The sequence below is a fragment of the Mesorhizobium sp. LSJC269B00 genome (assembly GCF_000502815.1).
Taxonomy (GTDB): Bacteria; Pseudomonadota; Alphaproteobacteria; order Rhizobiales; family Rhizobiaceae; genus Mesorhizobium.
In genome coordinates this window covers 123237-137530 of record NZ_AYVN01000005.1, presented here as the reverse complement: position 1 = coordinate 137530, position 14294 = coordinate 123237, and the positions used below count along the sequence as shown (strand labels likewise).

The following is a 14294-nucleotide window of genomic DNA, read 5'->3' as shown; positions in this document are numbered from 1 at the left end:
TTAGGCAGTAGTGAGTAGGGAGTAGGGAATAGGGACGCTGTCATCTCCGGTAATGCCCATTCCCTACTCACTACTCCCTACTCACTCATTTCTTCGCCCTAATCGCCGCCCACACCGTCGACGGCGAGGCCGGCATGGCGATGTCCACAATCCCCAAAGCGTCGGTGATGGCGTTGATGACCGCCGGCGGCGAGCCGATGGCGCCGGCCTCGCCACAGCCCTTGATGCCGAGCGGATTGCTCGGACACGGCGTGTTCGAGGTCGACACCTTGAATGACGGCAGGTCGTCCGCGCGGGGCATGGTGTAGTCCATATAGCTCGCCGTCAAAAGCTGCCCGCTATCGTCATAGTGAGCGCCTTCCAGCAGCGCCTGGCCGATGCCCTGGGCGATGCCGCCATGCACCTGGCCCTCGACGATCATCGGGTTGATGATGTTGCCGAAATCGTCCGCGGCGACGAACTGGACGATCTCGGTCGTGCCGGTTTCCGGATCGATCTCGACCTCGCAGATGTAGCAGCCGGCCGGGAAAGTGAAGTTCGCCGGATCGTAGAAGGCGGTTTCCTTCAGTCCCGGCTCCATGCCTGCCGGCAGATTGTGAGCGGTGTAGGCGGCAAGAGCCACCTGGAACCAGGGCAGGCTCTTATCGGTGCCGGCGACCTTGACCTCGCCATTCTCGATGACGATGTCGCCCTCGTCGGCTTCGAGCAGATGGGCGGCGATTTTCTTGGCCTTGGCCTCGACCTTGTCGAGCGCCTTGGCAATTGCCGACATGCCGACCGCGCCCGAGCGCGAGCCGTAGGTGCCCATACCCATCTGCACCTTGTCGGTATCTCCATGGACGATCGAAACCGAGTCCAGTGGCACGCCAAAACGCTGGTTGACGAGTTGCGCGAAGGTCGTCTCATGGCCCTGGCCGTGGCTGTGCGAGCCGGTCAGCACCTCGATCGTGCCGACGGCATTGACCCGCACCTCGGCCGATTCCCACAGACCGACGCCGGCGCCGAGCGAACCGACCGCCGCCGACGGCGCGATGCCGCAGGCCTCGATATAGCAGCTCATGCCGATGCCGCGCAGTCTGCCCTGGCTGGCGGCCGCCGCTTTGCGCTTGGCAAAGCCGGCATAGTCGGACGCCTGTGTCGCCGCATCGAGTGAAGCTCCATAGTCGCCGGCGTCATAGTTCATGATGACCGGCGTCTGGTGCGGAAACTCGGTGATGAAATTGATGCGCCGCAACTCCGCCGGAGAGACCCCAAGTTCACGCGCGGCGGTCTCCATTGTCCGTTCGAGCAGATACGTGGCTTCCGGCCGCCCTGCCCCGCGATAGGCATCGACGGGTGCCGTGTTGGTGTAGACGGTGCGCACATTGGCGTGGATCGTCGGGATGTTGTACTGGCCCGACAGCAGCGTCGCGTAGAGATAGGTCGGCACGCAAGACGAGAACAGCGACATGTAGGCGCCGAGATTGGCGATGGTGTCGACTTTGAAGCCGGTGATCTTGTTGTTCTTGTCGAACGCCATTTCGACCGTCGAGACATGGTCGCGGCCATGTGCGTCGGTGAGGAAGCTTTCGGTGCGGTCGGCGACCCATTTGACCGGGACGCCGGTTTTCTTGGACGCCCACAGGCAGACGATCTCTTCGGGATAGATGTAGATCTTCGAGCCGAAGCCGCCGCCGACATCGGGCGCAATGACGCGCAGCTTGTTTTCCGGCGCGACATTGTAGAAGGCGCTCATCACCAGCCGCGCGACATGCGGGTTCTGCGACGTCGTCCAGCAGGTAAAATGGTCCTCGGCCTTGTCGTAATGGCCAAGGGCCGCGCGCGGCTCCATGGCGTTGGGAACCAGCCGGTTGTTGACGATCTTCATGCGGGTGACATGGGCCGCCGCCTGGATCGCCGCGTCGGTCGCCTTGGCATCGCCGATCTCCCAGTCGAAGATAAGATTGTCCTCGGCTTCGGCATGGACCTGCGGCGCACCTTTTTGCAGCGCCTTGGTGGCATCGACCACCGCCTTCAATTCCTTGTAGGTGATCTCGACCGCTTCGGCCGCGTCGCGGGCCTGGCCCTTGGTTTCCGCCACCACGATGACGACCGCGTCGCCGACATAGCGCACCTTGTCGACGGCCAGCGGCGACCACGCGCCCATCTTCATCGGCGAGCCGTCCTTGGAATGGATCATCCAGCCGCAGATCAGGTTGCCGATGCCGTCGGCCTTGAGCTCCTTGCCGGTCAAGACGCCGATGACGCCGGGCATCGCCTGCGCTCGTCTGACGTCGATCTTCTTGATCTGAGCATGCGCGTGCGGGCTGCGCACGAAAGCGGCATGCTTCATGCCGGGAACCACCATGTCGTCGACATAGCGGCCGGCGCCGGTGATGAACCGTTTGTCTTCCTTGCGCACGACCCGAGCGCCGATGCCTTCAATGCCCATAGGAATTCCTCCGGAATAGCGAATAGTGAGTAGCGAATAGTGAACAGTGAGTAGGGAATTGTGCTCGGAGCGGTTCGGCTAAACCGACTACTCGCTATTCACTATTCACTACTCGCTTCTTTCTTACGCTGCCTGTTTCGCCCTGCCCTTCGGCACCTTCGCCATCGTCTGCGATGCGGCGAGGATCGCCTTGACGATGTTGTGGTAGCCGGTGCAGCGGCAGATGTTGCCTTCGAGCTCGGCGCGCACCGTCGCCTCGTCAAGGCCTTCGGGATGGCGCGCGATCATGTCGGTCGCCGTCATGATCATGCCCGGCGTGCAGAAGCCGCATTGCAGCCCATGATGTTCCTTGAACGCGGCCTGCATCGGATGCAGGTCGCCGCCATTGGCAAGCCCTTCGATCGTCACCACGGTCGACCCGGAGGCCTGCACGGCCAGCATCGAACAGGACTTCACCGCCTTGCCGTCGACATGCACGACGCAGGCGCCGCATTGAGAGGTGTCACAACCGACATGCGTTCCGGTGAGACCAAGATTTTCGCGCAGGAAATGAACCAGAAGCGTTCGGTCCTCGGCAGCGCCGCTGATCCGTTTTCCGTTCACGACAAACGAAACGTCCGACATGCATCCTCCCTGGGTATCGACCTTGGTAGTCATGCTGCCGATGCGGCTTTGGCGCTCGGCCATGCGCTATTGGTACACTGCAAAAAGCGCAAAAAACACACGGCGCTCATTGTACTTTCGGTCATGGAGAAAACGAAAATCATGGGCCTGTCCGCCCCATTGCCAAAGAGCGAATAGGGGGCAACAATGCCCTCGACGCCAACGCGCCGAGAGACATAAAACGGGCGCGCGCAGGAAGCGTCGGAGGATATCGGGAGGAAGCCTCTGGCCAGTTCACGGACGAGCTATGCATCCGGTCTGTCNCCTCGACGCCAACGCGCCGAGAGACATAAAACGGGCGCGCGCAGGAAGCGTCGGAGGATATCGGGAGGAAGCCTCTGGCCAGTTCACGGACGAGCTATGCATCCGGTCTGTCGGCGCTCACCACCGACGAGCCCGACGCCGATGCATTCGCCCTGGCGGTCGCCGTCGAGGCCGCAGCCATCGATGCCGGCTTTGCCCTGCTGTTCTTTTCCCAGAGCCTGCTTGATGCGAGCGTCCTTTCGCAAGCGCTGAAGACCCACGCGCCGACGCTGGCCTACGCCGCCTGCTCGACCGCCGGCGAGATCACCCCGCAAGGCCTGGAGGAAGGTCATGTGCTCGCCATGCTCTTTCCCTCCGCGTCGTTTTCGGCGGTCAGCACCATGGTCGACAATCTCTCCTCGTCGGGCATGGACAGGATCACTGATGAAGTCGAGGGCTTGCGGCGGTTGCTGCGCGGACGCACCGGCAGTTGCCATGCCAAAAGCACCTTCGCGCTCTGCTTCATCGACGGCCTGTCCTTTGCCGAGGAAGCTGTAACCTCGGCCATCCATTGGGGGCTGGACGACATCCCGCTGATAGGCGGTTCGGCGGGCGACGATTTGAAATTCGAAACCACCAGGCTGATTTCGAACGGCAAGGTTGCGTCCGACAGCGCCATCATTGTGCTGATCGCCACCGAGATCCCGTTCCATGTCTTCAAGACCGACAATTTCATCCCAACCGACGAGAAGCTGGTGGTGACGGCATCCGATCCGGACCACCGCACCGTGCGCGAATTCAACGCCACCAACGCGGCTGAGGAATATGCAGCCTCGGTCGGCATCGTTGCGCAGAACCTGACGCCGATGAGCTTCGCCTCGCACCCGGTGGTGGTGAAAGTGGGCGGCGAATATTACTGCCGCTCGATCCAGAAGATGCATGCCGACGGTTCCCTGTCATTCTTTTGCGCCATAGACGACGGCGTCGTGCTGTCCATCGCCCAGCCCAAGGACATGGTGGAATCCACGCGCGCCGCACTGCGCGACGTCGAGCAACGGCTCGGCGGCATCGACATGATCCTCGGCTTCGATTGCGTGCTGCGCCGGCTCGACGCCCGCAACCGCCAGGTGTTCCGCGACATTTCGGAGCTTTACCGGGTCAACAATGTCATCGGCTTCGGCACCTATGGCGAACAGTACCGTTCGATGCATCTGAACCAAACCTTCACCGGCATCGCCTTCGGCGAACGCCAGGCGGCGGAATAGCGCATGCCGCTCAGGGACATCAACGACGTCGACAGGCTGAAGAAGATCAACGCCGCTCTGGTCAGCCGCGTCGAGCGCTCGATGGACCAGCAGGGCAACGCCTTCTCGCTGTTCCAGACCGCAATTTCACTGGAAAACCGCGTGCGCATGCGCACCGAGGAACTACACTCGACCTTGCGCCGGCTGGAACAGTCGAACATCGACCTCAGCGCCGCCAAGGAAAACGCCGAACTGGCAAACCTGTCCAAGACCAGGTTCCTGGCCGCCGCCAGCCATGACGTGCTGCAGCCGCTGAACGCCGCCCACCTCTCCGTCTCGGCGCTGGCCGAAGTGCAGACCAGCGACGAGGGCAAGAAACTTGTCCGTCAGGTCGAGCGCTCGCTGGAGACCATGGAAGACCTGTTGCGCACGCTGCTCGACATTTCCAAGCTCGATGCCGGTGTGGTGCAGCCCGACATCGGCGATGTCAATCTGGAGACGCTGTTTTCCTCGCTGCGGTCGGATTTCCTGCCCGTGGCCGAGATGAAGGGGCTGGCGCTGAAGTTCCGCCCGGTCAGCGCCGTGGTGCGTTCGGACCGCACGCTCTTGCGCCGCATCCTGCAAAACATCCTGTCCAATGCGCTGCGCTATACCCCTTCGGGCGGCGTGCTTGTCGGCACAAGGCATCGCGGCGATACCATCCGCATCGATGTCGCCGACACCGGCTGCGGCATTCCCGACGACCAGCGCGAGGCGGTGTTCGAGGAGTTCCATCGCGGCTCCGCCATTCCAGCCGACACCGGGATCTCCGGCGGCGGGCTGGGCCTGGGCCTTGCCATCGTGCGGCGCATGGCTGCCGCGCTCGGTCATCCCGTGACGTTCTCCTCGAGGGTTGGGCGCGGCACCATCTTCCACATCGACGTGCCGGTCGGCATCGGCGCCAGCGCCGACGCCATCGCCAGCCTTGCCGAGATGGAGCGGCCGCGCGGCTACGGCCTGTTCGGCACCAAGGTGCTGCTGGTCGAAAATGACGCCGACGTGTTGCAGGCGATGACCTTCCTGCTCGAGCGCTGGCAGTGCCTGGTGCGCGCCGCGACTTCGACCGAGGCTGCGATCAGCCTGCTTGGCGACACCGACTGGGTGCCCGACATCGTCATTGCCGACCAGCATCTCGACGACGGCGACCTCGGCACCGCCACCATCGCCGAAGTCCGCGATTATCTCGGCCGCGCCGTGCCGGCGCTGATCGTCACCGCCGACGGATCGGAGGCCGTCGCCAAGGCAGCCCGCGCCGCAGGCATAGAGCTGATGCGGAAGCCGCTAAAGCCGGCGCAGCTAAGGGCGCTGCTGGCGCATCTGCTGGCTTGAGCCCCATACCCTCCCCTCGATGGGGAGGGTCGGCGCGCAGCGCCGGGGCGGGGTGCAGCGCCAAGCTCCCCCACCCCGCTCCGCTTCGCGGATCGACCCTCCCCACAAGGGGGAGGGTAAAGATCAAAACCCGGCCTGATCGCGAAACAGCTCCGCATTGTCCAGCTTCGACACCTCAATCACCGCTTGCGTGCGGCTGTAGACGTTGAGCTTGCGCAGGATCTCCGAGACATGCGCCTTGACCGTGGTCTCGCCGACCTGCAGCTCGTAGGCGATCTGCTTGTTCAGCAGGCCCTGGCGCAGCATCTGCAGCACGCGCAGCTGCTGCGGCGTCAGTTTGGCCAGCCGCTGCACCATATCGGCGCGGTCGGCGCTGTCGGCGTCGGGCGGCTGTCCCTCATATGTCTCCGGCACATAGATCGCGCCCTCCATCACCGAGCGGATTGCGGCCGCAAGATCGCTCTTGCGCGCCGATTTCGGGATGAAGCCGGCAGCGCCATAGGACAACGCCTCGGAGATGATCTTCGGCTCCTCATAGCCCGAGACGACGACCACCGGCAGCCGCGGATGGCGGGTCCTGAGTTGCAGCAGTCCATCGAAGCCATGGACATCAGGCATGTTGAGATCGAGCAGCGCCAGATCGAACGGTTTTATCCCACCCAGGAGATCGAGCGCCTCGGCGATCGAGCGCGCCTCCACGGTGTCGACTTCCGGATAGGCCATCTGCACGGCGCTGTGCAGCGCCTCGCGAAACAGCGGATGGTCGTCGATGATCAGAAACCGGGCGCGATCGTTGATTGCGGTCATGGTGTTCGTTTCAGTTCTCCGTGGGCACGATACTCCCGCTGGTATGGCCAGCTTATTGGCAAATAGTCTATCGCCATCTTGGTCCACGGAGCGCAGCCGACGCTTTTGCCAGCGCTGATGCCTTGCCCGGCGGTCCAAATCGGTCAAATGTGCCCTCAGTTGAAGCAGAGACCCGCGCATGACAGACTTCGTCCTTCCCCTGCCCGCAACCCCGTCGGTGGCCGTCGCCGGCTCTGCCGAGCGTTTTCCGGTGCGCCGCATCTTCTGCGTCGGCCGCAACTACGCCGCGCATGCCCGCGAACTCGGCAATGACGAGCGCGACCCGCCCTTCTTCTTCACCAAGCCGGCCGATGCGGTGGTCGATTCCGGCACCACGGTCCCCTACCCGCCTTTGACCAAAAACCTGCACCATGAGATCGAGCTGGTCGCTGCGATCGGCAAGGCCGGCTTCCGCATTCCTCGCGCGCAGGCGCTCGACCATGTCTGGGGCTACGGCGTCGGTATCGACCTCACCCGCCGCGACCTGCAGGACGAGGCCAAGAAAGCAGCCCGGCCGTGGGACTGGTCGAAGGCCTTCGACCGCTCGGCGCCCTGCGGCCCGTTGGTATCAGCCGCCAAATCCGGCCACCTGCAAAAGGGCCGCATCTGGCTCGCCGTCGACGGCGCGGTGAAGCAGGATGGGGACCTCGCCGAACTGATCTGGCCGATTGCCGATATCGTTTCGATCTGCAGCAGTGCGGTTGCACTACAACCGGGCGACCTGATCTTCACCGGCACGCCGGCCGGCGTCGGCGCGGTAGCGCCGGGTCAGACGATGACCGGCGGTGTCGACGGCATCGGCACCATCGAGATCACCATCGGCCAAGATTCGATGGGCAAGCCGTGATCCGATGAGCGATCTGGTCCTCCATAACTACTACCGCTCCTCCACCTCCTATCGCGCACGCATTGCGCTCGAGATGAAGGGCCTGACCTACGATTACGTGCCGCATCATCTGCGTCATGGCGACCATCTGGAGCCGGCTTACCTAGCGGTCAATCCGCAGGGGCTGGTGCCGGCGCTGATCCTGGGCGACGGCACGCTTTTGACGCAGTCGCTGGCGATCATCGAATATCTCGACGAGACCCATCCCGAACCGCCGCTGTTGCCGAAGGACGCGCTCGGCCGGGCGCGCGTGCGAATGCTGGCGCAGATGATCGCCTGCGACATCCACCCGGTGAACAATCTGCGCGTGCTGACCTCGCTGCGCACTTTGTTCGGCGCCGGCGACCAGGATGTCATCCACTGGTTTCGCCACTGGGTGAACGAAGGGTTCCAGCCGCTTGAAAAGATTCTGGCTTCATCGGATGAGACCGGCACATTTTGCCATGGCGACGCACCGGGCCTCGCCGACATCTGCCTGGTCGCCCAGATCGCCAGCAACGCCCGCTTCGGAGTCGACCTGACACCCTACCCCGAGATCTCGCGCATCCACGCCGCCTGCATGGCGCTGCCGGCCTTTCAGAAGGCAGCGCCGGAGAATCAGATAGATGCCGAATAGGCTCACAATGCCGGAGCAGAGCACGGAGAGTTGCCGATGAAAGCCGTCGTCTTCGAAAAATTCGGCGAAGCGCCGAGAATCCAGACCGTGCCGGATCCTAAACCGGCCGCCGACGGCGTCGTCATCAAGGTCGAGGCGACCGGGCTCTGCCGCAGCGACTGGCATGGCTGGATGGGCCATGACGATGGCATCACACTGCCGCATGTGCCGGGCCATGAACTGGCCGGCATCGTCGTCGCCGTCGGCAAGCAGGTCACCCGCTGGAAGGCCGGCGAGCGCGTCACCGTGCCGTTCTGCGTCGGCTGCGGCCGCTGCTTCGAATGCAATTCGGGCAATCATCAGGTCTGCGAACACCAGACGCAGCCGGGATTCACCGCCTGGGGATCGTTTGCCGAATATGTCGCTATCGAGCATGCCGACACCAATCTCGTACGCCTGCCCGAGGAGATGGAGTTCGCCACCGCCGCCAGCCTCGGCTGCCGCTTCGTCACCTCGTTTCGCGCCATTGTCGACCAGGGCCGGGTGACGCCGGGGGAATGGGTGGCGGTGCATGGCTGCGGCGGCGTCGGCCTGTCGGCGATCATGATCGCCAGTTCCATGGGCGCCAATGTCATCGCCATTGACCTCACCGACGAGAAACTGGACTTCGCCAAAAAGATCGGCGCCGTGGCGACCATCAACGCCGCGACCACGCCGAACGTGGTCAAGGCGGTCAAGCAGATCACCAATGGCGGCGCGCATATGTCGATGGACGCGCTCGGCCACCCCACGACATCGTTCAACTCGATTGCCAATCTGCGCCGGCGCGGCCGCCACGTGCAGGTCGGCCTGATGCTGGGCGAACATGCCCGCCCGCAAGTGCCGATGGACAAGGTGATCGCCTTCGAGCTCGAAATCCTCGGCAGCCACGGCATGCAGGCCTACCGCTACCCCGCCATGATGGAGATGATCCGCACCGGCAAGCTCAAGCCCGAACTGCTGGTCGGCAAGAAGATCAGCCTTGATGAGGCGCCTGCGGCGCTGATGGCGATGGGCGGGTTCGAGGGGATTGGCATTGGGGTGGTGACGAAGTTCTAGGGCGGAGTCGCCCTCCACCACCAAACTCCTAGCGTGCAAATTTCTTCGCCCCGAACACGCAGGCCACCACGCCGAGCGTGACAACAATCATCAGCGGACTGACCTGCTCGTGCAGCAGCGACGCTGCCAGCGCCAGGCCGAAAAAGGGCTGCAGTAGCTGCAACTGCCCGACGGCAGCGATGCCGCCTTGGGCGAGGCCGCGGTACCAGAACACGAAGCCGATCAGCATGCTGAACAGCGAGACATAGGCGAGACCCATCCAGGCGCCGGAGCCGACGCCGGCGAAGGACGACGGCAGCGTCGCGAACGTCAGAACCAGCATGATCGGCAGCGAGATCGCCAGCGCCCAGCAGATCACCTGCCAGCCGCCCAGCCTGCGCGACAATGCCGCCCCCTCGGCATAGCCCAGGCCGCAGACGATGATGGCGGCCAGCATCAGGCCGTCGCCGACAGGTGAGGCCGTCACGCCTTGCATCAGGGCAAAACCGGCGAACAGCGCGCTGCCGATGCAGGAAAACAGCCAGAAGACCGGGCGCGGACGCTCGCCACCGCGCAGCACGCCGAAGATCGCGGTGGCCAGCGGCAGCAGGCCGACGAAGATGATGGAGTGGGCAGAGGTGACGTGCTTGAGCGCCAGAGCGGTGAGCAAGGGAAAGCCGACAACCACCCCAAGGGCGACGATCACCAGCGACAGAAAATCGCTGCGCGCCGGGCGCTTCTGCTGGAACAGGACGAGCATCGCGAGACCAAGCAGCCCGGCAATCGCGGCGCGGGCCGAGGTCAGGAACGTCGGATCGAACTCCGCCACGGCGACGCGCGTCGCCGGCAGCGAGCCTGAGAAGATCAGCACGCCGACGAATCCGTTCAGCCAGCCGCTCGCGGTCTTGTCCATTCCAGGCTCCATTGCTTTCGACCTCTATCGGGCAAGTGCCTATGGTGCAGCCAGAGACAATGCAGTACAATTCCGCAAAACTGTAATGGCAGGTCGAGCAGTACGGATGAAGGAACTCGCTTTGGAAGCGGACGGCGCGCCCACCGTTCTCGCGACCACTCTGGTCGAAACTGTGATGGCGACCATCCGCCAGCGGATATCGGCGCGCAGCCTGACGCCGGGCGCGCGGCTGCCCTCGATCCGCGCCTTCGCCAAGGCCATGCAGGTGTCGAAATCCACCGTCGTCGAAGCTTATGAACGGCTTGCCGCCGAAGGCGCGATTCGCTCCCGGCCGGGTTCGGGTTTTTATGCCGCCGGATCGCTGGCGCCACTGTCGCTGGCCGAGATTGGACCCCGGCTCGATCGCGCCATCGATCCGCTGTGGGTCTCGCGCCAGTCGCTGGAAGCCGGCGACGAGATGCTGAAACCAGGCTGCGGCTGGATGCCGGCCTCGTGGATGCCGCAATCGGCCTTGCGCCGGGCGCTGCGCACCGTGGCGCGCGCCGACGATGTCGACCTAGCCGATTACGGCACGCCGCTCGGCCTGCCGCCGCTCAGGCAATTGCTCGCGCGGCGCATGGCCGGCCACGGCATCGAGGTCTCGCCCGAACAGATCATGCTGACCGAATCGGGCACGCAGGCCATCGATCTTCTGTGCCGCTTCCTGATCGAACCCGGCGATACCGTGCTGGTCGACGACCCCTGCTATTTCAATTTCCACGCACTGCTGCGCGCCCACCGCGCCAAGGTCGTCAGCGTGCCCTACACGCCATCGGGGCCGGACATCGAGATGTTCGCGCAGGCGCTCGCCGAGCACAGGCCGCGCCTCTACATCACCAATTCCGCCATCCACAACCCGACCGGCGCGATCCTGTCGCCGGTCACTGCGCACCGGCTGCTGAAACTCGCCGACCAGTCGGACCTGACCATCATCGAGGACGATATCTTCGCCGATTTCGAGCACAGCCCAGCGCCTCGGCTGGCGGCGTTCGACGGCCTCAACCGCGTCGTCCATATCGGCAGCTTCTCCAAGACGCTGTCGGCCTCGGTGCGCTGCGGCTTTATCGCCGCACCCCGCGACTGGATCGAACAGCTCACCGACCTCAAGATCGCCACCACCTTCGGCGGGGGCAGGCTGGCGGCCGAACTGGTGCTGACGCTGCTTAGGGATGGCAGCTACCGCAAGCACATGGATCTGCTGCGCGCGCGCCTTTCCCGCGCCATGGGCGAGACGAGCGCGCGCCTGAAGGCGATCGGCATCGCGCCCTGGATCGACCAGCCCGCCGGACTGTTCCTGTGGTGCGGCCTGCCCGATGGCGTGGACGCAGCCGAAATCGCCCGCCGCGCGCTGGCCGACAACATCGTATTGGCGCCCGGCAACGCATTCAGCCTGTCGGGAACCGCCAGCCGCTTCCTGCGCTTCAACGTTGCCCAGTGCCAGGACGAGCGGATTTTCAGGGTGCTCAAGGGGGCAATGGCGCGCTGAGGGCTCAGCGGGAGGCCGCGCAGACCTCCCGAACGCAATCTCGCAGCCAGCGTTGCGCCGGATCGGCATCGAGCCGTGGATGCCAGAGCATCGAGATGGTGACCTCCACCGTGGCGACCGGCAGCAGAAAGCTGACCATGCCGGCGCGTGCGCCTTGCGTGTGCCGTTCGGGCACGCTGGCAATAAGGTCCGAAGCGCGCGCCATGGAGAGTGCAGCCGAAAAGCCGGAGACCATGCACGCCACGGTTCGCTGCAGGCCGAGCAGCGCCAAAGTCTGATCGATCGGCCCTCTTTCCCGACCCCGCCGTGAAACGCTGATGTGGCGGCCGGCCGCGTAGCGTTCAGGCGTTACCGCGCCTTCACTCAAAGGGTGGCCGGCTCGCACAGCACCGACGAAGCGGTCGCGAAACAGCGCCTGTATCAGCACTTCAGGTCCGGCCTCGCCGGCAACGCCGATTTCGAGGTCGATGTCCGCGTCGCGCAGCGAGGCGACATCCTTGTCGGATTTGGGCCTAAAGCGCAGCCGCGCGCCCGGCGCCTCGGCCTGGATGCGGGCGACAAGACGCGGCCCGAATTCCTCGACGAACCCTTCATTGGTGCGCAGCGTGAAGATCTGGTTCAGCTTTGCCAGATCGAGCAGCCTGGCGGGACGCAATAGCGTTTCCGCATCGTGGACGACACGGCCGGCCTGCTGCCGCAATGCCTCCGCGCGCGGCGTCGGGACCAGGCCGCGGCCGGCGCGGACCAGCAGCGGATCGCCGGTCGCTTCCCGCAGCCGCGCCAGCGTGCGGCTCATCGCCGAAGGGCTGAGCCGCAGCCGGGTTGCCGCGCGAGCCACGCTACCTTCGGTCAGCAGGACGTCGAGAGCGAACAGCAGATTGAGATCTGGCGATGCCATCGGCGGATTGTAGCACATGCCATGGCGTTTGGTGCACGAATAAGATGCAAATGATGCGCCTTCCGCCATTCCATCCTGACGACTAGATCTCCGACAGGTCCGGTTGCGGGACTGACAAGGAGGAAATCGCCATGGCAATTGCTGAGCAGAACGAGTGCGCATCGGCGCCGCACAACACCCGGTCCGCAGGCCTGGCCCACTCTCCTGTCTTGGCATTGGCCAGCCTGTCGCTCGCCACGCTGCTGTCGTCGCTTGGAACCAGCATTGCCAGCGTCGGACTGCCTTCCCTCATGCAGGCGTTCGGTGCGCCGTTCCAGTCCGTGCAATGGGTGGTTCTCGCCTATCTGCTCGCCATCACGGCCCTGATCGTCAGCGCCGGTCGGCTGGCCGATATGCTCGGCCGCCGGCCGTTGCTGCTCGGCGGCATCGCGCTGTTCACACTGGCTTCGGTGCTCTGCGGCCTGGCGCCGACGCTCTGGCTGCTGATTGCGGCGCGCGCCGTACAAGGACTGGGTGCCGCGCTGATGATGGCGCTGACGCTGGCCTTTGTCGCGGAGACCGTGACCAAGGAGAGAACCGGCAGCGCCATGGGCCTGCTCGGCGCCATGTCGGCGATCGGCACGACGCTCGGACCCTCGCTCGGCGGCTTGCTGATCGCCGGCTTTGGCTGGCGGGCGCTCTTCCTCGTCAATGTGCCGCTCGGCCTCCTGACCTTTGCCCTCGCCTGGCTGGCCCTGCCTGCCCGCGGCAAGGCTGCGGGCGTTCAAGGCGGGTTCGACGCGATCGGGACGGTCTTGCTAGGCCTGACGCTCGCCGCCTATGCACTGGCCATGACGCTCGGCCGCGGCCATTTCGGCGCCCTCAACATCGGCCTCCTGGTGGCCGCCGGCATCGGCGTCGTTCTGTTCGGCGTTGCGCAGACGAAGGCGAAAAGTCCCTTGATCCGGCTTGCCCGGTTGTACGACATCCGGCTCAGCGCCAGCCTCGCCACGAACCTCGTTGTCGCCACCGTGATGATGGCGACCCTGGTGGTCGCTCCGTTCTATTTGTCGCGAGGGCTGGGGCTCAATGCTGCGATGGTCGGCGTGGTCCTGTCGACAGGTCCGCTGGTCTCCGCGCTCTCGGCGCTTATCGCCGGCCGCCTCACCGATCGCTTCGGTACCAACAGGATGATGATCGCCGGACTGTTCGGCCTGGTCAACGGCACCTTGCTTTTGTCGCTCGCCGCAACAAAACTCGGCATTGTCAGCTATATCGTGCCGATCGCCGTCACCTGCTTCGGGTACGCCCTGTTCCAGACATCCAACAATGCCGCCGTCATGAGCGGTGTCGCTGCCGGCGAGCGCGGCGTGGTGTCCGGCCTGCTCAATCTGTCGCGCAATCTCGGCCTGATCACCGGCGCATCGCTTATGGGCGCCATTTTTGCGGCTGCCTCGACGGGAGAACGGCAAAGCCAGGACATGCTGACCTCAGCGGCAGCCGCGCGCGGCATGCAGGTTACCTTTCAGACGGCAACGGTCCTGGCGGTGGCTGCGCTGTTGCTGGCACTGCTCTGGACCCGCGCCGGCGGCAGGCTGTCGGTGCGGCAACAGCCATCATGACCGA

General features: G+C 64.5%; 12 protein-coding genes. 7 read left to right on the top strand and 5 right to left on the bottom strand.

The annotated features are described in order from the left end of the window. Nucleotides 1-85: 85 nt before the first annotated feature. Together X771_RS151100 and X771_RS151105 are read right to left on the bottom strand one after the other, a co-directional pair. Entirely contained in the window at nt 86-2431 is a 2346-nt protein-coding gene (locus tag X771_RS151100; protein ID WP_023688177.1) for a xanthine dehydrogenase family protein molybdopterin-binding subunit, read from the bottom strand. 123 nt (nt 2432-2554) lie between these two features. Next, entirely contained in the window at nt 2555-3055 is a 501-nt protein-coding gene (locus X771_RS151105) for a (2Fe-2S)-binding protein (protein ID WP_023681712.1), read from the bottom strand. A 362-nt stretch (nt 3056-3417) separates the two neighbouring features. Here X771_RS151105 and X771_RS151110 point away from each other — a divergent pair, with 362 nt between their 5' ends. Together X771_RS151110 and X771_RS151115 are read left to right on the top strand one after the other, a co-directional pair. Beyond that, a complete protein-coding gene (locus X771_RS151110) occupies nt 3418-4602 on the top strand; it encodes an FIST signal transduction protein (RefSeq protein ID WP_348625473.1) in 1185 nt (394 codons plus the stop codon). Nucleotides 4603-4605: 3 nt separating this feature from the next. Next, on the top strand, nt 4606-5949 hold the full coding sequence (locus X771_RS151115; protein ID WP_023688174.1) for a hybrid sensor histidine kinase/response regulator: 1344 nt from the start codon (nt 4606-4608) through the stop codon (nt 5947-5949). Between the two features lie 123 nt (nt 5950-6072). Here X771_RS151115 and X771_RS151120 read toward each other — a convergent pair whose 3' ends face one another. After that, the gene (locus X771_RS151120) at nt 6073-6756 is read right to left on the bottom strand and encodes a response regulator transcription factor (protein ID WP_023672627.1); all 684 of its coding nucleotides are present in this window, start codon (nt 6754-6756) and stop codon (nt 6073-6075) included. 178 nt (nt 6757-6934) lie between these two features. Here X771_RS151120 and X771_RS151125 point away from each other — a divergent pair, with 178 nt between their 5' ends. The 3 genes from X771_RS151125 to X771_RS151135 are packed head-to-tail and all read left to right on the top strand — an operon-like array spanning nt 6935 to nt 9374. Next, nucleotides 6935-7642 (top strand): fumarylacetoacetate hydrolase family protein, encoded by a 708-nt coding sequence (locus tag X771_RS151125; protein WP_023688173.1) that lies wholly within the window; start codon nt 6935-6937, stop codon nt 7640-7642. 4 nt (nt 7643-7646) lie between these two features. Beyond that, on the top strand, nt 7647-8297 hold the full coding sequence (maiA, locus tag X771_RS151130; RefSeq protein ID WP_023688172.1) for a maleylacetoacetate isomerase: 651 nt from the start codon (nt 7647-7649) through the stop codon (nt 8295-8297). Nucleotides 8298-8333: 36 nt separating this feature from the next. After that, nucleotides 8334-9374, top strand: coding sequence for a zinc-dependent alcohol dehydrogenase family protein (locus tag X771_RS151135; RefSeq protein WP_023688171.1), 1041 nt, complete (start codon nt 8334-8336; stop codon nt 9372-9374). 28 nt (nt 9375-9402) lie between these two features. Here X771_RS151135 and X771_RS151140 read toward each other — a convergent pair whose 3' ends face one another. Beyond that, a complete protein-coding gene (locus X771_RS151140; protein WP_023688170.1) occupies nt 9403-10266 on the bottom strand; it encodes a DMT family transporter in 864 nt (287 codons plus the stop codon). A gap of 106 nt (nt 10267-10372) precedes the next feature. On the opposite strand from X771_RS151140, the gene X771_RS151145 reads away from it, so the two are divergent. Next, nucleotides 10373-11791, top strand: coding sequence for a PLP-dependent aminotransferase family protein (locus X771_RS151145; RefSeq protein WP_023688169.1), 1419 nt, complete (start codon nt 10373-10375; stop codon nt 11789-11791). A gap of 4 nt (nt 11792-11795) precedes the next feature. Here X771_RS151145 and X771_RS151150 read toward each other — a convergent pair whose 3' ends face one another. Beyond that, nucleotides 11796-12689 (bottom strand): LysR family transcriptional regulator, encoded by an 894-nt coding sequence (locus tag X771_RS151150; protein ID WP_023688168.1) that lies wholly within the window; start codon nt 12687-12689, stop codon nt 11796-11798. Nucleotides 12690-12820: 131 nt separating this feature from the next. Here X771_RS151150 and X771_RS151155 point away from each other — a divergent pair, with 131 nt between their 5' ends. Further along, nucleotides 12821-14290 (top strand): MFS transporter, encoded by a 1470-nt coding sequence (locus tag X771_RS151155; RefSeq protein WP_023688167.1) that lies wholly within the window; start codon nt 12821-12823, stop codon nt 14288-14290. Nucleotides 14291-14294 lie beyond the last annotated feature (4 nt).

Excerpts from the sequence above, each read along its gene's own strand:
- X771_RS151105 (WP_023681712.1), bottom strand. The coding sequence starts at position 3,055 with ATGTCGGACGTTTCGTTTGTCGTGAACGGAAAACGGATCAGCGGCGCT.
- X771_RS151100 (WP_023688177.1), bottom strand. The coding sequence starts at position 2,431 with ATGGGCATTGAAGGCATCGGCGCTCGGGTCGTGCGCAAGGAAGACAAA.
- X771_RS151120 (WP_023672627.1), bottom strand. The coding sequence starts at position 6,756 with ATGACCGCAATCAACGATCGCGCCCGGTTTCTGATCATCGACGACCAT.
- X771_RS151150 (WP_023688168.1), bottom strand. The coding sequence starts at position 12,689 with ATGGCATCGCCAGATCTCAATCTGCTGTTCGCTCTCGACGTCCTGCTG.
- X771_RS151155 (WP_023688167.1), top strand. The coding sequence starts at position 12,821 with ATGGCAATTGCTGAGCAGAACGAGTGCGCATCGGCGCCGCACAACACC.
- X771_RS151145 (WP_023688169.1), top strand. The coding sequence starts at position 10,373 with ATGAAGGAACTCGCTTTGGAAGCGGACGGCGCGCCCACCGTTCTCGCG.
- X771_RS151140 (WP_023688170.1), bottom strand. The coding sequence starts at position 10,266 with ATGGACAAGACCGCGAGCGGCTGGCTGAACGGATTCGTCGGCGTGCTG.
- X771_RS151135 (WP_023688171.1), top strand. The coding sequence starts at position 8,334 with ATGAAAGCCGTCGTCTTCGAAAAATTCGGCGAAGCGCCGAGAATCCAG.
- maiA (WP_023688172.1), top strand. The coding sequence starts at position 7,647 with ATGAGCGATCTGGTCCTCCATAACTACTACCGCTCCTCCACCTCCTAT.
- X771_RS151115 (WP_023688174.1), top strand. The coding sequence starts at position 4,606 with ATGCCGCTCAGGGACATCAACGACGTCGACAGGCTGAAGAAGATCAAC.
- X771_RS151125 (WP_023688173.1), top strand. The coding sequence starts at position 6,935 with ATGACAGACTTCGTCCTTCCCCTGCCCGCAACCCCGTCGGTGGCCGTC.